Raw genomic sequence first — 24,625 nt, 5'->3', positions numbered from 1 at the left:
ACCGGGCCGGGGTCATCGGCAGGAGGAGCGATATCCAGCCTGCTGAGAGGCAGGTACGCGTTCAAGCCCGCCGTCGCCGATGAGCGCGTCGACCGTCGACCGCCCTTGGTTCCAGCGCGTCATTGCGCCTCCAGGTCAAGGTTCAGCTGTACCAGGGGACGTTCGCGAACGCTGGTGAGAAACGGATCGTCCGTGCGGGACTCCCAAGCCTCGACGGAGACCCGATGGACGTTGACCTCACGACGCAGCCGTCGGGATGCCTCCTCGGCTAGGTCGAAGAGCGCGTCGGCGTCGGGATCACCCACAACGAGGACATCCACATCGGCAGGCGGCGGCCCGGGCTCGCCGTTGTACCGAGCGGCCCAAGAGCCGTAGATATAGGCCCGCCGCACGCCTTCGAGTCCCGCCAGGGCATCGGTGAGCAGGGGCACGGGGCCAAAGGAGACGGACATGAGATCGCTCAGCGGACGGTACAGCGGAGTATCCGTACGGGCCTTGACGAGGCGGCTGCGCCCCACTCGGCGATCAGTCAGGATGCCACCGCCGGCCAACCGGTCAACCTCACGCAGGACAGCCGTGGGCGTCACTCCTACGTCAGTAACAGTCCGCATCGGGATACTCACCGGAGCCTGCCCCCTCCCGACCTGCACGTTTACCGATCAGTTAACGCACAGTACGCACGAAACTACACATTGAACCTGAACTCCACGACATCCCCGTCCTGCATGACATAGTCCTTGCCCTCCATACGCGCCTTGCCCTTGGCGCGGGCCTCGGCGACCGAGCCGGTTTCCACCAGGTCGGCGAAGGAGATGACCTCGGCCTTGATGAAGCCCTTCTGGAAGTCGGTGTGGATCACACCGGCCGCCTCGGGGGCCGTGGCGCCCTTCTTGATGGTCCAGGCTCGGGATTCCTTGGGGCCGGCCGTCAGGTAGGTCTGGAGGCCGAGGGTGTCGAAGCCGACGCGGGCCAGGGTCGCCATGCCGGGCTCCTCGACGCCGACCGACTCCAGGAGCTCCATCGCCTCCTCCTCGTCCAGCTCGGCGAGGTCCGCCTCCAGCTTGGCGTTGAGGAAGATCGCCTCGGCGGGGGCGACCAGGGTGCGCTGCGCGGCCTTGAAGTCGTCGTCGACCAGCTCGTCCTCGTCGACGTTGAAGACGTACAGGAACGGCTTGACGGTGAGCAGGTGCAGGTCGTGCAGCAGCTCCTCCTTGCCGGAGCCCTGGACGATACCGGCGCTGAAGAGGGTCTCGCCCTTCTCCAGGATCGCCTGGGCCGCCTCGACCGCCGCGACCTTCGGGCCGATGTCCTTCTTGATGCGCGACTCCCGCTGGAGGCGCGGCAGGACCTTCTCGATCGTCTGGAGGTCCGCGAGGATCAGCTCGGTGTTGATCGTCTCGATGTCGTCCTTGGGTGAGACCTTGCCGTCGACGTGCACGACGTTCTCGTCCTGGAAGGCGCGGATGACCTGGCAGATCGCGTCGGACTCGCGGATGTTCGCGAGGAACTTGTTGCCCAGGCCCTCACCCTCGCTGGCGCCGCGCACGATGCCCGCGATGTCGACGAAGTCGACGGTCGCCGGAAGGATCTTCTGCGAACCGAAGATCTCGGCCAGCTTGGTGAGGCGCGCGTCGGGGACGCCCACGACACCGACGTTGGGCTCGATCGTGGCGAACGGGTAGTTGGCCGCGAGCACGTCGTTCTTGGTGAGGGCGTTGAACATGGTCGACTTGCCGACATTGGGCAGACCGACGATTCCGATCGTGAGCGACACGTTACGACTTCCCGTACGAGAGGAGGGTGAGGAGGGTTCAGACGATCCCTCAGTCTACGGGCTGCCGTGTGCCCCTCCCGGCCGCGTATCGAACGCATGGCCAAGCTCCGTCCTACGGCGTGTCTGAGGGGCCATTGGGCACATAAACCGACCTAAGTTGGTCCAGTGGAGCAACACAGGACGCGACCCCGGCAGAACGGAACGCGAGGCGGCGCACCGCGGCTGCCCCCGCAGGCGGGGCGGGCCGCTCCGCCTCAGCGCCGTCCGGCAGTGGTACGACGACCCGCCCCGCCCGTGGTCCAGGCCGTACGCCGGATGCCGAACCCTCGGCTCACCGGGCTGGGCGGCGGTCTGTTCTGCGGGGCGCTGATGTTCGCGCTGGGCTGCCTGGACCAGCTGTTGTTCGGGGCGTCGCTCACGGTGTACGGCGTGCTGTTCCTGCCGGTGTGCGTACTGACCGCGGTGTGGGTGCGCCGGGCCGACCTGCTGACCGCGCCGGTCATCGTGCCGATCGCCTTCGCCGCAGGGCTCCTGCCCGTGGCCGACGACAGCGGCGGCACCGGCGGACGCCTGATGGGCCTCCTCACGGCACTCGCCACGCAGGCGGGGTGGCTGTACGGGGGGACGCTCATCACGGGGTTGATCGTGACCGTACGGAGGGTTCGCCTGATGAACCGGCGACGCCGGGCGTAGCCCCCCTCGTACGTGCCCTCTACCCGTCCTTCGCCGCTCGCATCGCCGCCCCCACGATCCCCGCGTTGTTCTGCAGCTGCGCCGGGACGATCTCCGCCTTGATGTCCTCGATGAAGTGCAGGAACTTCTCGGACTTGCGGCTGACGCCCCCGCCGATGATGAACAGCTCGGGCGAGAGGAGCATCTCGACGTGGGCGAGGTACTTCTGGACGCGGTGGGCCCAGTGCTCCCACGTCAGCTCGCCGTCCTCCTTGGCCTTGCTGGAGGCGCGCTTCTCCGCGTCGTGGCCGCTCAGCTCCAGGTGGCCCAGCTCGGTGTTGGGGACAAGAACGCCCTCGACGAAGAGCGCGCTGCCGATGCCGGTGCCGAAGGTGAGGACGACGACGGTGCCCCGCCGGTCACGGCCGGCGCCGAACGCCATCTCGGCGACGCCCGCCGCGTCCGCGTCGTTGACCACCGTCACCGGGAGCCCGTCGAGCCGCTCGCTGAACAACGCGCGCGCGTCCATGTCGATCCAGCTCTTGTCGACGTTGGCCGCCGTACGGATCGTGGCTCCGCCATTGACCACGCCCGGGAAGGTGAGCCCGACCGGTCCCGTCCACCCGTAGTGGTCGATGACCTGCTTCACACCGTCCGCCACCCCGTCGGGCGTGGCCGGGTGCGGAGTGAGCACTTTGAAGCGCTCCTCCGCGAGGTCGCCCCTGTCCAGGTCCACAGGGGCGCCCTTGATACCGGATCCGCCGATGTCCACGCCGAAGATCTGCATGGCCTTACGTTACGACGTTGGGCTGACAGTCACTCAGCCGAGGACCCGGAGCCGGTGCGCTCCGCGACCAGGGCCGCCGCCTGTTCCCGCAGGTCGCGGCGGAGTTCCTTGGGCAGCGAGAAGGTGATGGACTCCTCGGCCGTCTTCACCGTCTCCACGTCCCCGTAGCCACGCTCGCCCAGCCACTCCAGCACCTCGTCCACCAGCACGTCCGGGACCGAGGCGCCGGAGGTCAGACCGACCGTGGTGACGCCCTCCAACCACGCCTCGTCGATCTCGGAGGCGAAGTCCACCAGGTGTGCGGCGGGGACGCCCGCGTCCAGCGCGACCTCGACCATCCGGATCGAGTTCGAGGAGTTCTTCGAGCCCACCACGATCACCAGCTGAGCGTCCTCGGCGAGCTTCTTCACCGCGAGCTGACGGTTCTGCGTGGCATAGCAGATGTCGTCGCTGGGGGGCGAGATGAGCTGCGGGAACTTCTCCTTCAGGGCATCGACGGTCTCCATGGTCTCGTCCACGCTCAGCGTGGTCTGGGAGAGCCAGACGACCTTGGACTCATCGCGGACCTCGACCTTGGCGACATCGGCCGGGCCGTCGACGAGGGTGATGTGGTCGGGGGCCTCGCCGGAGGTGCCGATGACCTCCTCGTGGCCCTCGTGGCCGATCAGGAGGATGTCGTAGTCCTCGTTCGCGAAGCGGACGGCTTCCTTGTGGACCTTGGTGACCAGCGGGCAGGTCGCGTCGATGGTGGCGAGCTTGCCGCGCGCGGCCTCCTCGTGGACCACGGGTGCGACACCGTGGGCGGAGAACATGACGATGTTGCCCTCGGGGACCTCCTCCGTCCGTTCGACGAAGATGGCGCCCTTGTTCTCCAGGGTCTGCACGACGTACTTGTTGTGCACGATCTCGTGCCGGACATAGATCGGGGCCCCGTACTGCTCCAGGGCTTTCTCGACGGCGATCACGGCGCGGTCCACACCCGCGCAGTAGCCCCGGGGGGCGGCGAGCAGGACACGGCGGCCAGGCGAAGCAGTCATGCCTCCCATCGTAAGGCCGCGCTCGGCGGGTCAAAGATCGCGTCCTTGGGGGGACTGGCCCTGAGCTGGAAGGGGTGGGGCAGGACGCGACTCGCGGAGGCACTGATGTCCGACACCGGCACGGCGGCACGCACGGCCGAGGAGGAGCACGAGGGCCATGACCTGCGGCGCAGCCTCGGATTCCGGGATCTGGTCGTCTACGGTCTGCTTTTCGTCGCCTCCATGGCTCCCGTCGGCGTGTTCGGCACCCTGGACGCCAAGTCGCACGGAGCGGTCGCGCTCGTCTACGTCGGGGCTCGGTGTTCGCCTACGCGCGCGTGGCGCTCGGCAAGGAGTCCGGTTTCATCGCGGGCTGGATGGCGATCCTTGACTACCTGCTGATCCCCGCGGTCGCCTACCTGTTCTCCGGAATCGCCGGCGCCTGCTCTTCGCGATGGCCCGCGACCGACGGTTGCCACGCGCGCTGTCGAAGACGGACTCCGGTGTGCCGCGGGTAGCCCTCCTCTGGGCGGCGATCATCACGCTCATCGCCGCGGTATGGGCAGCCCGCCGGGACGACGGCATGGACCACCTGGTCTCGGTGGTCGACGTCGGCGCCCTCACCGCCTTCACGTTGCTGCACGCGAGCGTGGTGGGCTGGTTCGCGGTACGGAAGCGGGGGTGGTGTGGTTCGGGATCGGACTGGCGGTTTTGATGACGCAGGCTGGCACCAATGGCCCGTCCGGCGTTTGAGGACGAGGCCGTTCAGGCCGAAGCGGGGGTCTGGGGGCGGCAGCCCCCAGAGGCGAGGCGATGTCGGACCCGGCCGTTACGCTCGGCGCATGGCTGCGAACACGTCCGCGGAAGCACCCCTCCCCGTCGGAGAGGTCTCGCGGCTCATCGGGGGTTGGATCGACCGACTCGGCGCGGTATGGGTCGAGGGTCAGATCACCCAGCTGTCACGACGCCCGGGTGCCGGCGTCGTGTTCCTGACGCTGCGCGACCCGTCGTACGACATCTCCGTAGGCGTCACCTGCTATCGGCAGGTGTTCGACGCGGTCGCCGACGTCGTCACGGAGGGCGCCCGGGTCGTCGTACACGCGAAACCGGAGTGGTATGCGCCGCGTGGGCAGCTGTCGTTGCGGGCCGCGGAGATCAGGCCCGTGGGGGTGGGTGAACTGCTCGCGCGGCTTGAGCAGTTGAAGAAGTCGCTGGCCGCGGAGGGGCTGTTCGCGGCCGAACGGAAGAAGCCGCTGCCCTTCCTGCCGCAGTTGGTCGGGCTGGTGTGCGGGCGGGCTTCGGCCGCCGAGCGGGACGTGCTGGAGAACGCACGGCACCGCTGGCCGGCCGTCCGTTTCGAGGTGCGCAACGTGCCCGTGCAGGGGGTGCACGCGGTGCCGCAGGTCGTGCAGGCGGTGAAGGAGTTGGACGCGCTCGACGACGTGGACGTGATCATCGTGGCGCGGGGCGGCGGCAGCGTGGAGGACCTGCTGCCGTTCTCCGACGAGCAGCTCGTACGGGCGGTGGCGGCCTGTCGTACGCCCGTCGTGTCGGCCATCGGGCACGAGCCGGACACTCCGCTCCTTGACTATGTGGCCGACCTGCGCGCCTCCACGCCCACGGACGCGGCGAAGAAGGTCGTACCGGACGTGGGCGAGGAGTACGAGCGGGTGCAGTTGCTGCGGAACCGGGCGCGGCGGTGCGTGGAGGCGCTCATCGAGCGGGAGGAGCGCGGACTCGCCCATGCGCTCGCGCGGCCCTCGATAGAGGATCCGCACCGGATGATCGACGAGCGGGCGGATCACGTCGCTACTCTCCTCGACCGGAGCCGGCGCACCCTCGGACACCTCCTGGACCGCGCCGACTCCGAGCTGACCCACACGCGCGCGCGCGTGGTGGCCCTCTCCCCCGCCGCGACCTTGAAACGGGGGTACGCGGTGCTGCAGAAGTCCGACGGGCATGTCGTCCGGGACCCGGAAGAGGTAACCGCTGACGAGACGCTGCGCGCACGGGTCGCCGAGGGCGAGTTCACAGTTCGAGTCGATGCAGTCGATGCATAGGGTGAGCGAATGACCAGCAAGGTGACGGAAGAGGCGCTCGGGTACGAGCAGGCGCGGGACGAGCTCATCGAGGTCGTGCGGCGGCTGGAGGCGGGCGGTACGACGCTGGAGGAGTCGCTCGCGCTCTGGGAGCGGGGCGAGGAGCTGGCCAAGGTGTGCCGGCGGTGGCTGGACGGGGCGCGGGCGCGGCTGGACGCGGCGCTCGCGGAGGAAGAAGAGGCCGCGGAAGACGCGGACGGCGAGTAGGAGATCGGTGGTCTGCTGTGAAGCAGATCACCTCATTCCGTTTTTTGTTGAACCTTGAAGCTTCCCTGGCGTACCGTCGTGCCGTCAGTCGATCCGGACCGCGGTCCGGTTCACCGGTTCACCGGTTCAGACCACCCCCCGAGGAAGTTCACGCATGTCTCTCGTTCTCGACGCCGCCGCCCAGGACCTGCTGTTCCGCGAGGCCCGCACCGCGAACACGTTCACCGACGAGCCGGTGACGGACGAGCAGGTGCAGGCGATCTACGACCTGGTCAAGTTCGGCCCGACCTCCATGAACCAGTCGCCCCTGCGCGTCACCCTGGTCCGCTCCGCCGAGGCCCGCGAGCGCCTGGTGAAGCACATGGCCGAGGGCAACCAGCCGAAGACGGCCGGCGCCCCGCTGGTCGCCATCCTCTCCGCGGACAACGAGTTCCACGAGGAGCTGCCCGCCCTGTTCCCGCACTTCCCGCAGGCCAAGGACGCCGTCTTCGGCGACCGCGCGGTCCGTGAGACCAACGCCGCGCTGAACGCCGCCCTCCAGGCCGCCTACTTCATCATCGGCGTCCGCGCCGCCGGCCTCGCCGCCGGTCCGATGACCGGTCTCGACTTCGCCGGCGTCCAGAAGGAGTTCCTGGACGACGACCACTCCCCGCTGATGGTCGTCAACATCGGCAAGCCGGGCGACGACGCCTGGTTCCCGCGCTCCCCGCGCCTGGCGTACGACGACGTCGTCACCACCGTCTGACTCGGACACGCAGGACATGACCGAGGCCCCCGGCACCGCCGGGGGCCTCGGTCGTACGTCGTGCTTGCTGTCACGCCAGCTTCAGCGCCGCCGCCATCTTCGTCAGCTGCGCGAACGACGCCGTGCCGGTCACCACCGTCGTCGAGCCGTCGGTGCCCTGGAGCACGAGGGCGTCGTACTGGTCGCCGTCGTAGCGCGTCCACGTCCGGTCACCGATCTTCTCGGTGGCCTTCGTCTCCTTCGCGCCCTGACTCGCCTCGTCGACGAACGTGGACCGCTTCTGAGTGGACTGCTCGATCGCGACGTATTCACCGTCGGGGTCATGGAAGCCCAGGTGCCACGCCTCGAAGGCATCGCCCTGGTAGCGGACCGAGGTCGCCTTCCAGCTCTGCGGCAGGCCCTCGGGCGCGGCCACCGGGTACGACGCCGCGCGGCGCGCCGTGAGCAGCTCGACGCGGTAGTCGACCCGTTTGAGATCGGGAGCGGAGTCGTCGTGCGGGATGAAGACGTAGATGACTCCCGCCATGAGCCCGATCAGGCCCAGGGAAAGGATCATGTCCCGGACCGTTTTCTGCTTGCCGTTCGAACCTGCCACGTCCCTATCGTCGCAGGTGCCCTGGTCCGCTCATCCGTGGGGCCCCCTGCTCATTTTGTCAGCCTAACGATAGAGTCGACGGCAACACCCTCATCCGGCCGTCGTCGTATCAGAAAGGTGCGCTCCGATGACCGAGCATCACTTGCCGTCCGAACTCGAAGTCCCCTCCGAAGCCCCCGACCGCAACCTCGCCCTAGAACTCGTCCGGGTGACCGAAGCCGCGGCGATGGCCGCGGGCCGCTGGGTAGGTCGCGGCGACAAGAACGGCGCCGACGGGGCCGCGGTCCGGGCCATGCGGACCCTCGTATCCACCGTCTCGATGAACGGCGTCGTCGTCATCGGTGAGGGCGAGAAGGACGAGGCCCCGATGCTCTTCAACGGAGAGCGCGTCGGGGATGGCACTGGGCCCGAGTGCGACATCGCCGTCGATCCGATCGACGGGACCACGCTCAACGCCAAGGGCATGCCGAACGCGATCGCGGTGCTGGCCGCCGCCGACCGCGGTTCGATGTTCGACCCGTCCGCGGTCTTCTACATGGACAAGCTGGTCACCGGGCCCGAGGCCGCCGAGTTCGTCGACATCGAGGCCCCGATCTCGGTGAACATCCGCCGGATCGCCAAGGCCAAGAGGGTCACGCCCGAGGACGTCACCGTCGTCGTCCTGGACCGGCCGCGACACGACGGGATCATCAAGGAGATCCGGGAGACCGGTGCGCGCATCAAGCTGATCTCCGACGGCGATGTCGCCGGCTCGATCCTGGCGCTGCGCGAGGGCACCGGCGTCGATCTGCTGCTCGGCGTCGGCGGTACGCCCGAGGGCATCATCTCGGCCTGTGCCGTCAAGTGTCTGGGCGGCACGATTCAGGGCAAGTTGTGGCCCAAGGACGACGAGGAGCGGCAGAGGGCGATCGACGCGGGGCATGATCTTGACCGGGTGCTGACCACAGATGACCTCGTCTCCGGCGAGAACGTCTTCTTCGTGGCCACCGGGATCACCGACGGGGAGTTGTTGCGTGGTGTGCGGTATCGCGCGCAGACGGCTACGACCGACTCGATCGTGATGCGGTCGAAGTCGGGGACGGTGCGGCGGATCGACTCTGAGCATCGGCTCAGCAAGCTGCGGGCTTACAGCGCGATTGACTTCGATCGGGCCAAGTAGATCCGCTGGATCCGCCTAAGCGGTGGGGTGCTGCGGACCGTCGGCGAGTGCGGGTGCGTCGTGGCTGGTCGCGCAGTTCCCCGCGCCCCTTAAGGCCAATCAGCTTGACCGGCGTCAACAAGCAGGGCGCCCTCTGGTGCGGAGAGGGCGCCCTTCTTGCCGTACTAGCCCGCTATGCGGCCCCCCGTTGCTCGGGCCGCCTTCTTGAGTTCCAGGTCGCGGCGGCGGCGCCTGGCCAGGACTACTCGGCGTTCTGCGGCGGTGAGGCCGCCCCAGACGCCGTAGGGCTCTGGTTGCAGCAGTGCGTGTTCCCGGCACTCGACCATGACCGGGCAGCGCGCACAGACGCGCTTGGCCGCCTCCTCGCGGGAGAGCCGGGCGGCGGTGGGTTCCTTGGAGGGTGCGAAGAACAGGCCGGCCTCGTCGCGCCGGCACACCGCCTCGGTGTGCCAAGGCGCGTCTTGATCCCTGTCTCGCACTGGCACCCGCTGGGCCGGAACGGCAGCTACCTGCAGGGACGAATGCGGCGGTTGCAGCACGGTCTACTCCTGACGACGGCTTCGCGAGCGAGAGACGATGCAGCAAGGCCTACCCGCTGTGCGCGCGCCTATGCACTGTGTTCGCAACCGCTGGATTCAGTGGGCTTGTGCGCGCCGCCAGCCCCCTTCGCCCACGCCCGAATTCACAACCGTCAACGATCCAAGTGCTTGCGCAAAGCCTTGTCGACCTTGTGCTGGACACGATCGAGGATGTCCACAACGAGCTTGCCCCGCTTGGGCTTCGCCTCGATATTGCCCAGTACGGCCCACCCGTCGACGTACACGACGGGCGCCTCGGGGTCTTCCGCGTCCACGGTGGTCACCTCGAAGTTGCCGAGGACGCCGCCGCCGGTGCCGCGCAGCGACACGTTCTCCGGGACACGGACCTCGACGTTGCCGAAGACCGATATCGCCTTGATCACGACGTGCTGGTACTCGAAGATCGCCTCGCTGAGGTCGATCTCGACGCTGCCGAAGACCGCGTACGCGTGCAGCCTGCGTCCCGCGCGCCAGCGTCCCTTGCGCACGGCGCTGCTGAAGACCGCCACCACGTTGTCGTCGGCGTCGTGCGGTATCGCGTCCGTGGGGCGGCCCGGCGCGTGGGTGTAGGAGGGCGTGGCCGGGTGGCGGTGCGCGGCGGGGAGGTCGTGTATGAAGACGTCCAGTTCGCCGACCGTCTTGGTGGCCAGCACGCCCTCGACGCGCTCGGCGTGCTCCTCGGCGGTGAGCCGTCCCTCCGCGAGGGCGTCGCGCAGGATGTCGGCGACGCGGTCGCGGTCGGCGTCCGAGGCGCGGAGTTCGGAGACGCGCGGCGCCTCGCCCCTTGGCTGGGCGTGCTTCTGAAGGTCCACGGCAGAAGCGTACCCAAACACGATAGATCGCGACACCCCTGTCGGAGATCGTCCGGGCATCGGTCGGACATCGGGTCGGGCGTCGAACTGAGTCCTACCTAACAAGACCGTTGTCATCGGCAGGTTCTACGCTGGTGGAGCCCGCCGATGGAGGCTGGGCCGCGCTGTCTTTCAAGTGAGGAATGGGCGCTCATGCCTGAGTTCGTGTACACCGATCTGCTCCCCATGGGAGAGGACACCACCCCCTATCGGCTGGTGACCTCCGAGGGTGTCTCCACCTTCGAGGCCGACGGGCGCACCTTCCTCAAGGTCGAGCCGGAGGCGCTGCGCAAGCTGGCCGCCGAGGCCATCCACGACATCCAGCACTATCTGCGGCCCGCGCACCTCGCCCAGCTGCGGCGGATCATCGACGACCCCGAGGCTTCGAACAACGACAAGTTCGTCGCCCTCGACCTGCTGAAGAACGCGAACATCGCGGCGGCGGGCGTCCTCCCCATGTGCCAGGACACCGGTACGGCGATCGTGATGGGCAAGCGCGGGCAGAACGTGCTGACCGAGGGTGGCGACGAGGCCGCCCTGTCGCGCGGCATCTACGACGCCTATCTGAACCTGAACCTGCGCTACTCCCAGATGGCTCCGCTCACCATGTGGGAGGAGAAGAACACCGGGTCCAACCTCCCGGCCCAGATCGAGCTGTACGCGACGGACGGGGGCGCGTACAAGTTCCTGTTCATGGCCAAGGGCGGCGGGTCCGCGAACAAGAGCTTCCTCTACCAGGAGACGAAGGCCGTTCTGAACGAGGCCTCCATGATGAAGTTCCTGGAGGAGAAGATCCGTTCGCTGGGTACGGCCGCCTGTCCGCCGTACCACCTGGCGATCGTCGTCGGTGGCACGAGCGCGGAGTACGCGCTGAAGACGGCGAAGTACGCCTCCGCGCACTACCTGGACGAGGTTCCGGCGGAGGGCTCGGAGCTCGGGCACGGGTTCCGGGACAAGGATCTTGAGCAGAAGGTCTTCGAGCTGACGCAGAGGATCGGTATCGGTGCGCAGTTCGGCGGCAAGTACTTCTGCCATGACGTACGGGTGGTGCGGTTGCCGCGGCATGGTGCGTCCTGCCCGGTCGCGATCGCCGTCTCCTGCTCGGCCGACCGGCAGGCCCTCGCGAAGATCACGGCCGAGGGTGTCTTCCTTGAGCAGTTGGAGACCGACCCGGCGCGGTTCCTGCCGGAGACGACGGACGAGCACCTCGACGAGGCGTCGGACGTGGTCGAGATCGATCTGAACCAGCCGATGGACGACATCCTCGCCGAGCTGACCAAGTACTCGGTCAAGACGCGGTTGTCCCTGTCCGGGCCGCTGGTCGTCGCCCGTGACATCGCTCACGCCAAGATCAAGGAGCGGCTGGACGCGGGTGAGGAGATGCCGCAGTACCTGAAGGACCACCCGGTGTACTACGCCGGTCCCGCGAAGACGCCCGAGGGGTACGCGTCGGGGTCCTTCGGGCCTACGACCGCCGGGCGCATGGACTCCTACGTCGAGCAGTTCCAGGCGGCGGGCGGCTCCAAGGTGATGCTGGCCAAGGGGAATCGGTCCGCGCAGGTCACCAACGCGTGCGACGCCCACGGCGGCTTCTACCTCGGCTCCATCGGCGGCCCGGCCGCGCGGCTCGCCCAGGACTGCATCAAGAAGGTCGAGGTCGTCGAGTACGAGGAGCTCGGCATGGAGGCCGTGTGGAAGATCGAGGTCGAGGACTTCCCGGCGTTCATCGTGGTCGATGACAAGGGGAACGACTTCTTCCAAGATCCCGCGCCCGCGCCGACGTTCACCTCCATCCCTGTGCGGGGCCCCGGGCTCGCGTAGTCCTCGGGTGCGGCGGGGACACTTCTCGCCCCCGCCGCCCCTACCCGTCCCATCTCCAGGGGCTCCGCCCCTTCGACCCCGCTGGGGCTCCGCCCCGGACCCCATCGGCCCGAAGGGCCTCGTCCTCAAACGCCGGACGGGCTGAGTGGTGCCGTAAGCCGAACAAGTCGAACGACTTCTTCCAGAATCGGGCGCCGCAGCCGACGTTCACGAGCATTCCGGTGCGGGGGTCGGGTCTGGTGTGATGCGTGTGATCCTGTGACGGACGCCCGCCCCTGATTGACGCAGGGGCGGGCGTCGTTGTCAGGTCAGGGCCCGGTCAGCCGGCGCAGATGGTGAAGTCGACCGTGTCGCCCGGCTTGATGGTCTTCGGGGCGTGCGGGGTCACTTCGAGCACCGAGTTCGGCTTGCAGCCCTTGAGGGCCTTCTTGGTGACGGTGCCGAGTTTCGTCTGCGTCTTTTCGAGAACCGGCTTGGCCATGTCCAGGCTGAGGCCCGCGAGGGGGAGCCGCGTGGTCGTACCGTCACTGAAGACGTAGAGCAGGGTGGTGGCGTCGTCGCTCTTGGTGGCCGTGCTGGTCGCCGCCGGGGTCGAGCTGTTGTTGCTCGCGACCGAGGTGGCCAGGGCCGTCCCGCCGCCCACCGCGATGAGGGCGGCGGCGACGGCGGCGACGCCGATGGTCCGACGGCGACGGGTGCGGCGCAGGATCTGCGGCGCATCGAAGTCGGGGGTCTTGGCGGAGTTCGCGAATCGGTTCATGGCGTGCGTCAGTTCCTCTTCGAAAGGTGTGCGGCTGGAAGGCCGTGCATCGCCGTACGAGGTCATCGGATTCCTTCCGTGTGCCGCCGCGGTGAAGGGCCGGAGAGTGCGGGGAACTGACTTCTGAGCTTCTCGATCCCCCGGGCCAGCTGGGAGCGGACCGTGCTCGGCGTGATGCCGAGGTCGGCCGCTATCTCGCTGTCCGAGAGATCGTCGAAGTATCGCAGCACCACCACTGTCCGCATCCGCATGGGCAGTTGCTGCAACGCGCGCACCAACTGGTCCCTGCTGTCGACCTGCCCGAACTCGTCCCCCGGGGCGACGGTGTCGCCGCCTTCGGGGTGGTGAGTCGTGGTCAGTCGGCGGAATCTCCGCCGGCGGTCATTGGCCAGGTTCACCATGATCCGCCGGACGTAGGCGTCCGGAGCGTCCTTCGCTGCGATGACGCGCCACTTGCGGCATGCCTTCTCCAGGGTCTCCTGGACCAGGTCCTCCGCCGCCTCTCGGTTTCCCGTGAGGACCAGCGCGCCCCGGAACAGCGCGGTCGATCGAGCGGCCACGAATTCCTGGAAGTCCCTCTCCACACGCTCCTCCCTTCCTGTCACCCCTCCTCGACGTGGACACGCCCGCTTCTGCTGCACGGCCGCGATGAGACCTGGGTCACAGAGCGTCACCCGTGTGGCTGACCCCGCCCGGATCCCGGAACATTCCGGCCGTCCCGATCGCTGGACAGGACATGAGCGAATACCGGATCGAGCACGACTCCATGGGCGAGGTACGCGTCCCCACGGAGGCCAAGTGGCGGGCCCAGACGCAGCGGGCCGTGGAGAACTTCCCCATCTCCGGACAGCGCATCGAACGGGCCCACATCGAGGCCCTCGCCCGGATCAAGGGAGCCGCGGCGAAGGTCAACGCCGGGCTCGGGGTGCTCGACAAGGACATCGCCGACGCGATCGAGGAGGCGGCCGGGGAGGTGGCCGAGGGGAAGTGGGACGAGCACTTTCCGGTCGACGTGTTCCAGACCGGTTCCGGTACCTCGTCCAACATGAACACCAACGAGGTCATCGCCACGCTGGCCACCGAGCGGCTCGGCAGGGACGTGCATCCCAACGATCACGTCAACGCCTCCCAGTCCTCCAACGACGTCTTCCCCTCCTCGATCCACATCGCCGCCACCGCCGCCGTCACCCGCGATCTCATCCCCGCGCTCGGCCATCTCGCCGACTCCCTCGACCGCAAGGCCGTGGAGTTCGCCGACGTCGTCAAGTCCGGGCGGACACATCTGATGGACGCCACGCCCGTGACGCTGGGGCAGGAGTTCGGCGGCTATGCCGCCCAGGTGCGGTACGGCGTCGAGCGGCTCCAATCCTCCCTGCCCCGGCTCGCCGAACTGCCCCTGGGCGGCACGGCCGTCGGCACCGGCATCAACACGCCCCCCGGCTTCTCCGCCGCCGTCATCGCCGAGGTCGCCCACGCCACCGGCCTCCCCCTCACGGAGGCCCGCGACCACTTCGAGGCGCAGGGGGCCCGGGACGGCATCGTCGAGACCAGTGGGCAGCTGCGGACCATTGCCGTAGGGCTGACCAAGATCGCCAATGATCTGCGGTGGATGGCTTCCGGGCCTCGCACCGGGCTCGCCGAGATCTCCCTCCCCGACCTTCAGCCCGGGTCCTCGATCATGCCCGGCAAGGTCAATCCCGTCATTCCCGAGGCCGTGCTCATGGTCTCCGCCCAGGTCATCGGCAATGACGCCACCGTCGCCACCGCCGGCGCGGCCGGCAACTTCGAGCTCAATGTGATGCTGCCCGTCATCGCCAGGAATGTCCTCGAATCCATCCGGCTGCTCGCCAACGTCTCCCGGCTGCTCGCCGACCGGACCGTCGACGGGATCGTCGCGCATCGGGAGCGGGCCCGCGAGTACGCCGAGTCCTCGCCCTCCGTCGTCACTCCGCTCAACAAGTACATCGGGTACGAGGAGGCCGCCAAGGTCGCCAAGAAGGCCCTCGCCGAGCGCAGGACCATCCGCCAAGTCGTCCTGGACGGCGGGTATGTGGAGCGTGGCGCCCTCACCCTCCAGCAGCTCGACGAGGCTCTGGATGTCCTGCGTATGACGCATCCGTAAACGATCACGACCGGGGCGTGAACCGTGACGCGCACCGCAGCGTCGTATGCCTATGGCACCTAATATCTGTCCATGGCAGACGGTGGAGCGGTGAGACGACGCGTGAGAACGGGGACGGACACGTCGACCGTGTACTGGGCGCCCGGGAGTCAGATCCTGTGGCGATACCGGGAGAACGGCGGCGCGGGTTTCCATATCGCGCGCCCCGTCACCGTCGTCCGGGATGACGACGAGCTGCTCGCCGTCTGGATGGCGCCCGGTACCGAGTGCGTGAAGCCGGTGCTCGCCGACGGTACGCCCGTGCATGGGGAGCCGCTGGAGTCGCGGTACACCAAGCCGCGGACCGTGCAGCTGGACCGGTGGTTCGGGACCGGGGTGCTGAAGCTCGCGCGCCCCGGTGAGCCGTGGTCGGTGTGGCTGTTCTGGGGACCCGGCTGGGAGTTCAAGAACTGGTATGTGAATCTTGAGGAACCGCTGGCCCGTTGGGGCGGCGGGGTCGATTCCGAGGATCACTTCCTGGACATCTCCGTCCACCCGGACGGGAGTTGGTCCTGGCTCGACGAGGACGAGTTCGCGCAGGCCCAGCGGGACGGGCTGATGGACCCCGAACTCGCGGAAAAGGTACGGGCGGCGGGGCTGTCGGCGGTGGAGGTGATCCGCGCCTGGGGGCCGCCGTTCTCGGACGGCTGGCAGTATTGGCGCCCGGATCCGTCCTGGGCTGTACCTTCACTTCCGGAGGACTGGGACCGCACGCCCGCGCACTTGTCCACATGAGACCCTTGATGCGCCCCCGGTCCACAACCGTAGGATCGTCCTCCGCAAGCGCACACAGCAGTAACTCCCGGAACATGCACCGGGCTTGACCGTACGTCACCGAGGGGCGGCAGGACGTGAGCGAGGGGTACGAGGGCAACACCGGTACGAACAGCAGACGGTTCGCCGGTGACACAGGAACAGCCTCTGACCACGCTGGAATTCTGTTCCTGGGGCAAGTATTCCGGGTATCGGGATTTCGGCGGGACGAACTGCGTGCACGGTGCGCAGCCCCGGACGGACGGATTCGACACGCGTGACGGAGCACCCCATCTCCTACGAGCGCCCCCAGCCGGGCGCCGACCCCACGGACCCCCGCGGGGCGCTCCTGCGTACCCCGGAGTCCTCGCGACCGGGCGGCGGCTCCGGTGGCGTCGGTTTACCCGATCAGGGCGACAAGGAGAAAGAGCGACAAGACGTCCCGGACCCGTCCTTGAGCGGTAACGGCTCCGAGCATTCCCAGCCGTCCGCCCCCGTCGAGCCGGACACTCTCCGTCCGCGGCCCGCGCCGGCCGCCGAGGGCATTCCGGTCCAGGCGGGCGGTGGCGGCGAGCCGGCGCGGGCGTCGAAGGCCGCTTCCGGCCAGGAGCGCCGTAAGGGGCAGGGACTGCAGCCCGGCCGTCCCGTGCCCATGCGGCGGGACGGGGACCGGCTGCGGTTCGTCGGCGCCGCGACCCGGCGGATCGCGCGGGGCATCGACCTCGACGAGATCGTGATGGGGCTGTGCCGGGCGACCGTACCGACCTTCTCGGACGCGATCCTCGTCTATCTGCGCGACCCGCTGCCGGTCGGCGACGAACGGCCCACCGGGCCCGTCGTGCTGCGCCTGCGCCGCACCGACCGGATTCCGGAGGACCGGGACACCGAGGGTGGCTTCATGCCCATCTCGGGGCCGGAGCCGGAGCCGTCGGAGCTCGCCGACCTGTCCGCGGTCACCGCCGAACTGTGCGAGGTGCGGCCCGGCGGCGCGCTCAACGAGGTGCTGCGGGGTGTACGGCCGGTGTTCGCCGACTCCCCCGCCGCCCGCGCCGCACTGCCCGAACTCCTCGGTGAGGGCGGCGAGTCGATCGTGCCGGACGGACAGCGCGCCATCCTCGCGCCGCTGCGCGGCCGCCGCCGGGTCATCGGAGCCGCGCTCTTCCTGCGCCGCCCCGAGCGCATGGCCTTCGAGGCCGACGACCTCCTGGTCGCCGCCCAGCTGGCCACGCACAGCGCCCTCGGCATCGACAAGGCCGTGCTGTACGGCCGCGAGGCCTACATCGCGGACGAGCTGCAGCGCACCATGCTGCCGGAGACGCTCCCGAGGCCGACCGGCGTACGCCTCGCGTCCCGCTACCTGCCCGCCGCCGAGACCGCGCGCGTCGGCGGCGACTGGTACGACGCCATCCCGCTGCCCGGCAGCCGGGTCGCCCTGGTCGTCGGCGACGTCATGGGCCACTCCATGACCTCCGCCGCGATCATGGGCCAGCTGCGCACCACCGCGCAGACCCTCGCCGGCCTCGACCTGCCCCCGCAGGAGGTCCTGCACCACCTCGACGAGCAGGCCCAGCGCCTGGGCACCGACCGCATGGCGACCTGCCTCTACGCGGTCTACGACCCGGTATCGCATCGGATCACCATCGCCAACGCCGGCCATCCCCCGCCCGTGCTGCTGCACCTGGGCGGCAGGGCGGAGGTGCTGCGGGTGCCGCCAGGCGCGCCGATCGGTGTCGGAGGCGTCGACTTCGAGGCCGTAGAACTCGACGCGCCCGCAGGAGCGACCCTGTTCCTCTACACCGACGGGCTTGTCGAGTCGCGTCTGCGGGACGTGTGGACCGGGATAGAGCAGCTGCGCGAGAAGCTCGCCGCTACCGCGCAGCTGACCGGGCCCGACCATCCGCCGCCCCTTGAGGCGCTGTGCGACGAGGTGCTCGACATGCTCGGCCCGGGCGACCGGGACGACGACATCGCGCTGCTCGCCGCCCGCTTCGACGGGATCGCGCCGAGCGATGTGGCGTACTGGTTCCTGGAGCCGGAGGAGATGGCGCCCGGCAAGGCCCGCCGGCTGGCCCGGCGCGCGCTGGAGCGGTGGGGCATGGAGGATCTCACCGACTCCGTCGAGCTGCTGGTCAGCGAGGTCGTGACCAATGCCGTGCGGTACGCCTCCCGGCCCATCACGCTCCGCCTGCTGCGCACCGACGTACTGCGCTGCGAGGTCGGCGACGACGTGCCACAACTGCCGCGCCTGCGGCAGGCGCGCGCCACGGACGAGGGCGGGCGCGGCCTCTACCTGGTGAACCGGCTGGCCAGGCGGTGGGGTGCGACGCGGCTGAGTACGGGGAAGGTCGTCTGGTTCGAGCTGAACCACAGCTGAGCCGACCAGGAAAGCGCGAAACGGGGGCGCCCGGTGTCTTTCGGACACCGGGCGCCCCCGTTTCCTGCGGTCACTGGCTGCCGAAGTCCTCCAGCGGATCCTCCGGCGCCGTCGTCGCCCCGTCCGTGGGCTCCACGGTCGTCGGCGTCTCGGACGGTTCCTCCGTCGTCGGTTCCTCGGTGGGGGTCTCCGGCGCCGACGTCGTGGGTGCCGCGGTCGTCGGCTCCTCGGTGGTCGGCGTCTCGGACGGGGTCGACCTGGTCGGCGTCGGTGTGGACGACGGCGTGTAGGTCGGCTGTACGGCCGCGCCCTGGTCGGTGTCCAGGTCGAACTTGGCCTTCTTCGTCACGCCGAAGGTGTACGCCGCCCAGATCTGCGCCGGGAATCCACCACCGTTGATCCGCTCGAAGCCGCCCGCCTTGTACATCGACACCTGGGAGCCGGTCTTCGCGTCCTCGCCGAACAGGCCCACCGAGGTGACCAGGTCGGGCGTGTAGCCGGTGAACCAGGCCGACTTGTTCTCGTCGGAGGTACCCGTCTTGCCGGCGACCTGCTGGCCGTTGCGGGCCGAGTTGTCCCGCACGGACGTCTTGGCCGTACCGTCGTCGACCACGCCGGTCAGTACCGAGGTGACCGAGTCGGCGGCCTCGCGGCTGATGACCTGGTCGCCGATCGGGTCCGGGAGCTCGACCGTCTTGGAGTTGTGCTCGACCGACTTGATGATCGCCGGGGTGACCTTCTTGCCGTGGTTGTCGAGCGTGGCGTACACGCCGGCCATCTGGAGAGGGCTCGCGCCCATGGTGCCGAGGGTCTGCGCGGGCACCGCCTGCAGATCCTTGGTGTCCATGCCGAGCTTGCCGGCGGTCTCCAGGACCTTGTCCATGCCGACGTCGACGCCCATCTGCGCGTAGACGGAGTTGATCGACTTGTTCATGCCGGTCTGCACGGTGACGTTGCCGTAGTTCTGGTCGTCCTCGTTCTCCGGGGCGAAGCCGACCTTGTCGCCGTCACTGTCGAGGACCTGGCGCTTGCTCGTGCCGTCGTAGATCGTGTTCGCCGTGATCGCCTTCCCGCTGCGCGTCTCGGCGCCCTCGTCGAAGGCGGCCGCCAGGATCACCGGCTTGAAGGTGGAGGCGGGCTGGTAGTCGGTGCGGGTCGCGTTGTTCCGGAAGTGCTGGAGGTAGTCAACGCCGCCGTACATCGCGACGACCGCGCCCGTCTTCGGGTCGACGGACACCGCGCCGGCCTGGATGTCCGCGTCGACGTCGCGCTTCTTCTTGTCGAGCTTGCTGGTCAGCTGCGCCTTGACGGACTTCTCCAGCTGGGCCTGCTTCTTCTTGTCGATGTTGAGCGTGATGGTCCAGCCGCCGGCGTCGACCAGCGCCTGCGCCTCGTCGCTGTCGGCTGCCGTGCCCTGGGCCACGAGCTGCTTCTCCAGCGCCGCGTCGGCCGCCTCCACCAGGTAGCCGGTCTGCCCCTCCATACCGGCCGAGCCCTTGGGCTCCTTGGGCACCGGGAACGTCATGTCCGCGCGCTCGGAGGAGTCCAGCCAGCCTTCCTCGACCATGTTGTCGAGTACGTAGTTCCAGCGGGCCTTCACCAGCGCCCTGCCGTCCTTGGACGCGACCGCCCAGTCGTACTGGCTCGGCGCCTGGAGCAGCGCGGCGAGGTACGCGCCCTGCGCGACCGTGAGCTTCTCGGCGTCGACCCGGTAGTAGGCCTGCGCCGCGGCCTGGATGCCGTAGCAGCCGCGGCCGTAGTAGCTGGTGTTGATGTAGCCGGCGAGGATGTAGTCCTTGGACTTCTCGCGGTCCAGCTTCAGCGAGATGACCAGTTCCTTCAGCTTGCGCGTGACGGTCTGGTCCTGGGTCAGGTAGTAGTTCTTGACGTACTGCTGGGTGATCGTCGAACCGCCCTGCGCGCCCTTGCCGGAGAGCGTGTTGTACAGACCTCGGGCGGTGCCCTTGAGGTCGACGCCGGCGTCCTTGTAGAAGGTCTTGTTCTCGGCGGCGACGAAGGTCTTCTGGACGGCCGCGGGGACCTTGTCGAGGCCCACGATCTCGCGGTTGACCTTGCCGTCGCGGGTCAGGACCGCGCCGTCGCTGTACTTGTAGACGTTGCTCTGCAGCTTCGCGTCGGCGTTGCCCTCCGGGATGTCGATCATCATGTACAGCACGATGAAGGCACCCATGCCGAGCACACACAGCCCGAGGAAGGTGCCGAGCATCTTCTTCCAGGTGAACAGCCTGCGTATCCGGCCCTTCCCGGTCGCCCCGGCCTTCCCGTCCGAGGAGCGGCCTTTGGGCGCCGCGCGGTGGCCACCACGCTGTCGCGCTCGTCTCTCATCCGCTCGCCCCATGGGTCCGTCTGCTCCGCTCCGTTATCGGGTGTCACACAGGTTCGTGGCTCAGGTCAGCTCAGCAAACTAACACCGCTCTATATGACAAACGTGCCGTGATCCGGTCTTTTACGGACGTGACAATCAGCACCCGTCCCAGTGGAACCGACCCATGAGAGGGGTTGAGGGTTGCCAGGGACGCGCAAAGTGTTACGACCGCCGCAGTAGCAGAACCGTGACAATCGGCCCCCACCTGCACCGTCGTAGCTCCACCAGCGGTCTACACACTCGGCGTATACACACGAGGTATACGCCCTGTGTACAGTCCTCTCCATGTCCATCGGTCACACACTCCTGGGACTCCTGGAGTCCGGGCCCCGTCACGGTTACGACCTGAAGCGGGCCTTCGACGAGAAGTTCGGTCATGACCGGCCGCTGCACTACGGCCAGGTCTACTCGACGATGTCGCGCCTGTTGAAGAACGGGCTCGTCGAAGTCGACGGCATCGAGGCGGGCGACGGGCCCGACCGGAAGCGGTACGCGATCACCGAGGCGGGGGTCACCGACGTACAGCGGTGGCTCGCGACGCCGGAGAAGCCCGAGCCGTATCTCCAGTCGACCCTGTACACCAAGGTCGTCCTCGCCCTGCTCACCCACCGCGACGCCGGCGAGATACTCGACACCCAGCGCGCCGAGCACCTGCGGATGATGCGGATCCTCACCGACCGCAAGCGCAAGGGCGATCTCGCGGACCAGTTGATCTGCGACCACGCCCTGTTCCATCTCGAAGCCGATCTGCGCTGGCTGGAACTGACAGCCGCGCGGCTCGGCAAACTCGCCGAGGCGGTGGCCCGATGACTCCTCCCCCTGGTTCCCTGCTCGCGGCCGAGGAGCTGCGCAAGGCCTACGGGCCCACGACCGCGCTCGACGGCGCCGAGTTCTCCATCCATCCCGGTGAGGTCGTCGCCGTGATGGGGCCCTCCGGGTCGGGCAAGTCGACCCTGCTGCACTGTCTCGCCGGGATCGTGACGCCCGACTCGGGGTCGATCACGTACAACGGGCGGGAGATGGCGACCATGAGCGACGCTCAGCGCAGTGCGCTGCGGCGGAGCGACTTCGGGTTCGTCTTCCAGTTCGGCCAGTTGGTGCCCGAGCTGACCTGCGTCGAGAACGTGGCCCTGCCGCTGCGGCTCAACGGGACCTCCCGCAAGGAGGCCGAGCGGGCCGCGCTGTCCTGGATGGAGCGGCTTGAGGTCGACGACCTCAAGGGCAAGCGGCCCGGTGAGGTGTCCGGCGGTCAGGGGCAGCGGGTGGCCGTGGCCCGGTCGCTGGTCACCGGCCCGCGGGTGCTGTTCGCGGACGAGCCGACGGGCGCGCTCGACTCCCTCAACGGCGAGCGGGTGATGGAGCTGCTGACGGAGGCCGCCCGGTCGACGAACGCCGCGGTCGTCCTCGTCACGCACGAGGCCCGGGTCGCCGCGTACTCCGACCGCGAGATCGTCGTACGGGACGGCAAGTCCCGGGACATGGAGCGGATCGCGTGAACACACGGCAGTGGTCCAGAGATCTGGCCATGGGGGTCCGGTTCGCCTTCACCGGCGGGCGCGAGGGGTGGGTCCGGGCCCTGCTGACGGCCGTCGGTGTCGGCCTCGGGGTGGCGCTGCTGCTGCTCACGACGGCGATACCGAGCGCGTTGGACGCCCGGCGCGAGCGGGAGAGCGCACGCACCGACTTCACCATGAGCCAGACCGTGGTCCCGAAGGCGGACGACACCCTGGTGGTCGCGAGCGTCGGTACGACGTTCCGCAACAAGGACGTCCGAGGGCGGGCGCTGGAGCCCGAGGGGCCGAAGGCGCCGCTGCCGCCGGGGGTGGAGAAGTTCCCGGCGGTGGGCGAGATGGTCGTCTCCCCCGCGCTGAAGGAGCTGCTGGAGTCGGACTCCGGGAAGCTGCTGCGGGAGCGGCTGCCGGAGCGGATCGTCGGCACCATCGCCGAGAGCGGTCTGATCGGCTCGGCCGAACTCGCCTTCTACGAGGGCGGGGAGGGACTCGCGGCGCAGATAAACGGCGCCCGGGTGACCCGTATCGACCGGTTCGGGGACCAGGGCACGACGTCCGAGGAGGAGATGGACCCCGTCCTGCTCCTGCTGGTCCTGGTCGTCTTCGTGGTGCTGCTGATGCCGGTCGGCGTCTTCATCGCGACGGCCGTGCGGTTCGGCGGCGAGCGGCGCGACCGACGGCTCGCGGCACTGCGGCTGGTGGGTTCCGACAGCCGGATGACGAAGCGGATCGCGGCCGGGGAGGCGCTCGCGGGCGCGGTCCTCGGTCTGGTCTTCGGTACGGCCTTCTTCCTGATCGGCCGTCAGATCGCGGGCTCCATGGAGGTCTTCGACGTCAGTGTGTTCCCGAGCTATCTCAACCCCTCCCCCGCACTTGCCCTGTTGGTCGGCCTCGCGGTGCCGGCCGCGGCGGTGCTGGTCACGCTGTTCGCGCTGCGCGGGGTGGTGATCGAGCCGCTCGGCGTGGTCCGTACGGCGAAGCCCCCGCGGCGCCGGCTGTGGTGGCGGCTGCTGGTGCCGCTGGCCGGGCTCGCGATGCTCTACCCGATGATCGGCAAGGGCGCCACCAACGGGGACTTCAACCAGTACCTGGTCATCGGCGGCGTCATGCTGCTGCTGGTCGGCGTGACCGCGCTGCTGCCGTGGATCGTCGAGGCGGTCGTCGTCCGGCTCGGCGCCGGCGGAGTCGCCTGGCAACTCGCCGTGCGCAGGCTCCAGTTGAGCAGCGGTACGGCGGCCCGCATGGTCAACGGGATCGCGGTGGCGGTGGCCGGCGCGATCGCGCTCCAGATGCTGTTCGCCGGCGTCCAGAGCGACTACACGAAGTCCACGGGGTACGACACCACCCGGGCGCAGATGCAGGTGTCCGTGCCGAGCCAGGTGCCGCTCGCCACCGCCACCGGCGAGTTCCGGCAGACCAAGGGCGTGCGCGAGGTCTACGCGTACTCCGAGGGCTACCTCGGCGAGAAGCGCAAGGACCCCGAGACCACCGCCTCGTTCACCGTCGGCGACTGCGCGTCCCTGCGCACCCTGGCGGACCTGCCCTCGTGCCGCGACGGCGACATCTTCGCCATCCGGGGCGACGAATTCGAGGACGACACGGCCAAGCTGGCGAAGGCCGGCCGGACCCTGTATCTGGACCCGAGCTACGAGGACTCCCCCAAGAACCAGGAGGTCTCCTGGACCGTGCCGCAGGGTGTGCTGGAGGCCAAGTCCCGTCCGGACATGACGGATTACGAGCGCGGCGGCTTCCTGCTCACCCCGGGCGCGCTGCCCGCCGCTGTCGCGCCGGCCCTGGACGGACAGGTCTACCTCGACCTGGACAGGTCCGTACCCGACGTGCTGGAGCACGTCCGGAACACGGCGGCGGCCGTCGATCCGCTCGCCGACGCCATGCTGTGGTCGAACAGCGACGAGTCCGATCAGTACGCCTCCATCCGCACCGGCCTGTTCGTCGGCGCGGCCTGTGTACTGGCGCTGATCGGCGCGAGCCTGCTGGTCTCGCAGCTGGAGCAGTTGCGCGAGCGCCGGAAGCTGCTGTCGGCGCTGGTCGCCTTCGGCACCCGGCGGCGCACGCTGAGCCTGTCGGTGCTGTGGCAGACGGCGATCCCGATCGCGCTGGGTCTGCTGCTGGCGTCCGTGGTGGGCCTGACGCTGGGCGCGGTCCTGCTGAAGATGACCGACACCGCGGTGAGCGTCGACTGGGCGAGCGTCCTGTCGATGACCGGGATCGGCGCGGCGGTCGTCCTCGTCGTGACGCTGTTCAGCCTGCCGCCGCTGCTGCGGCTGATGCGCCCGGACGGCCTTCGCACGGAATAGGCGGTAGACGGCAGTCGGTCGCACGGGTGGGCCCTTCCCGACCGGGAGGGGCCCACTG

22 protein-coding genes and 1 pseudogene are annotated in these 24,625 nt (G+C 68.9%); 13 read left to right on the top strand and 10 right to left on the bottom strand.

Annotation, left to right across the window (positions count from 1 at the left end):
- Positions 1–119: 119 nt before the first annotated feature.
- Positions 120–587, bottom strand: coding sequence for an ArsR family transcriptional regulator (locus AC5DRG_RS34440; protein WP_491803451.1), 468 nt, complete (start codon positions 585–587; stop codon positions 120–122).
- Positions 588–685: 98 nt separating this feature from the next.
- A complete protein-coding gene (gene ychF, locus AC5DRG_RS34435; RefSeq protein WP_491803450.1) occupies positions 686–1,774 on the bottom strand; it encodes a redox-regulated ATPase YchF in 1,089 nt (362 codons plus the stop codon).
- Positions 1,775–1,939: 165 nt separating this feature from the next.
- Here ychF and AC5DRG_RS34430 point away from each other — a divergent pair, with 165 nt between their 5' ends.
- Entirely contained in the window at positions 1,940–2,467 is a 528-nt protein-coding gene (locus tag AC5DRG_RS34430; protein ID WP_491803449.1) for a DUF6542 domain-containing protein, read from the top strand.
- A 19-nt stretch (positions 2,468–2,486) separates the two neighbouring features.
- On the opposite strand, the gene ppgK is transcribed toward AC5DRG_RS34430, so the two are convergent.
- Positions 2,487–3,233 carry a polyphosphate--glucose phosphotransferase gene (gene ppgK / locus AC5DRG_RS34425; RefSeq protein ID WP_491803448.1) on the bottom strand — a complete coding sequence of 249 codons (747 nt, stop codon included), beginning with the start codon at positions 3,231–3,233 and terminating at the stop codon, positions 2,487–2,489.
- A gap of 29 nt (positions 3,234–3,262) precedes the next feature.
- The gene (locus AC5DRG_RS34420) at positions 3,263–4,279 is read right to left on the bottom strand and encodes a 4-hydroxy-3-methylbut-2-enyl diphosphate reductase (protein ID WP_491803447.1); all 1,017 of its coding nucleotides are present in this window, start codon (positions 4,277–4,279) and stop codon (positions 3,263–3,265) included.
- 96 nt (positions 4,280–4,375) lie between these two features.
- Here AC5DRG_RS34420 and AC5DRG_RS34415 point away from each other — a divergent pair.
- From AC5DRG_RS34415 to AC5DRG_RS34400, 4 genes and pseudogenes are all read left to right on the top strand, one after another.
- Positions 4,376–4,931: pseudogene (locus AC5DRG_RS34415) on the top strand (hypothetical protein); the annotation flags it as partial.
- 160 nt (positions 4,932–5,091) lie between these two features.
- On the top strand, positions 5,092–6,309 hold the full coding sequence (xseA, locus tag AC5DRG_RS34410) for an exodeoxyribonuclease VII large subunit (protein WP_491803446.1): 1,218 nt from the start codon (positions 5,092–5,094) through the stop codon (positions 6,307–6,309).
- A gap of 9 nt (positions 6,310–6,318) precedes the next feature.
- Positions 6,319–6,555, top strand: a complete 237-nt coding sequence (locus AC5DRG_RS34405) for an exodeoxyribonuclease VII small subunit (RefSeq protein WP_491803445.1) — start codon at positions 6,319–6,321, stop codon at positions 6,553–6,555.
- Positions 6,556–6,709: 154 nt separating this feature from the next.
- Positions 6,710–7,300 (top strand): malonic semialdehyde reductase, encoded by a 591-nt coding sequence (locus AC5DRG_RS34400; protein ID WP_491803444.1) that lies wholly within the window; start codon positions 6,710–6,712, stop codon positions 7,298–7,300.
- A 70-nt stretch (positions 7,301–7,370) separates the two neighbouring features.
- On the opposite strand, the gene AC5DRG_RS34395 is transcribed toward AC5DRG_RS34400, so the two are convergent.
- Positions 7,371–7,895 carry a DUF4245 domain-containing protein gene (locus AC5DRG_RS34395; RefSeq protein ID WP_491803442.1) on the bottom strand — a complete coding sequence of 175 codons (525 nt, stop codon included), beginning with the start codon at positions 7,893–7,895 and terminating at the stop codon, positions 7,371–7,373.
- 127 nt (positions 7,896–8,022) lie between these two features.
- Here AC5DRG_RS34395 and glpX point away from each other — a divergent pair, with 127 nt between their 5' ends.
- Entirely contained in the window at positions 8,023–9,054 is a 1,032-nt protein-coding gene (glpX, locus tag AC5DRG_RS34390) for a class II fructose-bisphosphatase (protein ID WP_491803441.1), read from the top strand.
- A gap of 164 nt (positions 9,055–9,218) precedes the next feature.
- Here glpX and AC5DRG_RS34385 read toward each other — a convergent pair whose 3' ends face one another.
- A complete protein-coding gene (locus AC5DRG_RS34385; RefSeq protein WP_491803439.1) occupies positions 9,219–9,593 on the bottom strand; it encodes a WhiB family transcriptional regulator in 375 nt (124 codons plus the stop codon).
- A gap of 152 nt (positions 9,594–9,745) precedes the next feature.
- A complete protein-coding gene (locus AC5DRG_RS34380) occupies positions 9,746–10,444 on the bottom strand; it encodes a DUF1707 SHOCT-like domain-containing protein (protein WP_491803438.1) in 699 nt (232 codons plus the stop codon).
- Positions 10,445–10,636: 192 nt separating this feature from the next.
- Between AC5DRG_RS34380 and AC5DRG_RS34375 the strand changes: the two genes are divergently transcribed.
- The gene (locus AC5DRG_RS34375; RefSeq protein ID WP_491803437.1) at positions 10,637–12,304 is read left to right on the top strand and encodes a fumarate hydratase; all 1,668 of its coding nucleotides are present in this window, start codon (positions 10,637–10,639) and stop codon (positions 12,302–12,304) included.
- Positions 12,305–12,623: 319 nt separating this feature from the next.
- Here AC5DRG_RS34375 and AC5DRG_RS34370 read toward each other — a convergent pair whose 3' ends face one another.
- Both AC5DRG_RS34370 and AC5DRG_RS34365 read right to left on the bottom strand, forming a co-directional pair.
- Positions 12,624–13,064 (bottom strand): hypothetical protein, encoded by a 441-nt coding sequence (locus AC5DRG_RS34370; protein WP_491803436.1) that lies wholly within the window; start codon positions 13,062–13,064, stop codon positions 12,624–12,626.
- A gap of 62 nt (positions 13,065–13,126) precedes the next feature.
- Positions 13,127–13,648, bottom strand: coding sequence for a SigE family RNA polymerase sigma factor (locus tag AC5DRG_RS34365; RefSeq protein WP_491803435.1), 522 nt, complete (start codon positions 13,646–13,648; stop codon positions 13,127–13,129).
- A gap of 152 nt (positions 13,649–13,800) precedes the next feature.
- Here AC5DRG_RS34365 and AC5DRG_RS34360 point away from each other — a divergent pair, with 152 nt between their 5' ends.
- The 3 genes from AC5DRG_RS34360 to AC5DRG_RS34350 all read left to right on the top strand — a co-directional run bounded on the left by AC5DRG_RS34360 (position 13,801) and on the right by AC5DRG_RS34350 (position 18,352).
- Positions 13,801–15,186 carry a class II fumarate hydratase gene (locus tag AC5DRG_RS34360; RefSeq protein ID WP_491803434.1) on the top strand — a complete coding sequence of 462 codons (1,386 nt, stop codon included), beginning with the start codon at positions 13,801–13,803 and terminating at the stop codon, positions 15,184–15,186.
- A gap of 72 nt (positions 15,187–15,258) precedes the next feature.
- Positions 15,259–15,960 (top strand): cytidylyl-2-hydroxypropylphosphonate hydrolase, encoded by a 702-nt coding sequence (gene fomD / locus AC5DRG_RS34355; protein ID WP_491803433.1) that lies wholly within the window; start codon positions 15,259–15,261, stop codon positions 15,958–15,960.
- A gap of 295 nt (positions 15,961–16,255) precedes the next feature.
- The gene (locus AC5DRG_RS34350; protein WP_491803432.1) at positions 16,256–18,352 is read left to right on the top strand and encodes a SpoIIE family protein phosphatase; all 2,097 of its coding nucleotides are present in this window, start codon (positions 16,256–16,258) and stop codon (positions 18,350–18,352) included.
- A 70-nt stretch (positions 18,353–18,422) separates the two neighbouring features.
- Here the strand turns inward: AC5DRG_RS34350 and AC5DRG_RS34345 are convergent, their stop codons facing one another.
- Positions 18,423–20,711, bottom strand: coding sequence for a transglycosylase domain-containing protein (locus AC5DRG_RS34345; RefSeq protein WP_491803430.1), 2,289 nt, complete (start codon positions 20,709–20,711; stop codon positions 18,423–18,425).
- Between the two features lie 312 nt (positions 20,712–21,023).
- Between AC5DRG_RS34345 and AC5DRG_RS34340 the strand changes: the two genes are divergently transcribed.
- Genes AC5DRG_RS34340 through AC5DRG_RS34330 form a run of 3 tightly spaced genes read left to right on the top strand, consistent with a single transcriptional unit; the run spans position 21,024 to position 24,567 of the window.
- Positions 21,024–21,548, top strand: coding sequence for a PadR family transcriptional regulator (locus AC5DRG_RS34340; protein ID WP_491803429.1), 525 nt, complete (start codon positions 21,024–21,026; stop codon positions 21,546–21,548).
- A complete protein-coding gene (locus tag AC5DRG_RS34335) occupies positions 21,545–22,234 on the top strand; it encodes an ABC transporter ATP-binding protein (protein ID WP_491803427.1) in 690 nt (229 codons plus the stop codon). The genes AC5DRG_RS34340 and AC5DRG_RS34335 overlap by 4 nt, the downstream gene beginning before the upstream one ends.
- On the top strand, positions 22,231–24,567 hold the full coding sequence (locus AC5DRG_RS34330) for an ABC transporter permease (protein ID WP_491803426.1): 2,337 nt from the start codon (positions 22,231–22,233) through the stop codon (positions 24,565–24,567). Before AC5DRG_RS34335 ends, AC5DRG_RS34330 begins: the two co-directional genes overlap by 4 nt.
- The last annotated feature ends 58 nt before the right edge of the window (positions 24,568–24,625 follow it).

This window comes from Streptomyces sp. JLBG701, from assembly GCF_058544905.1.
Note: the sequence above shows the minus strand (reverse complement) of the source record. Positions and strands in the feature narration are given on the sequence as shown.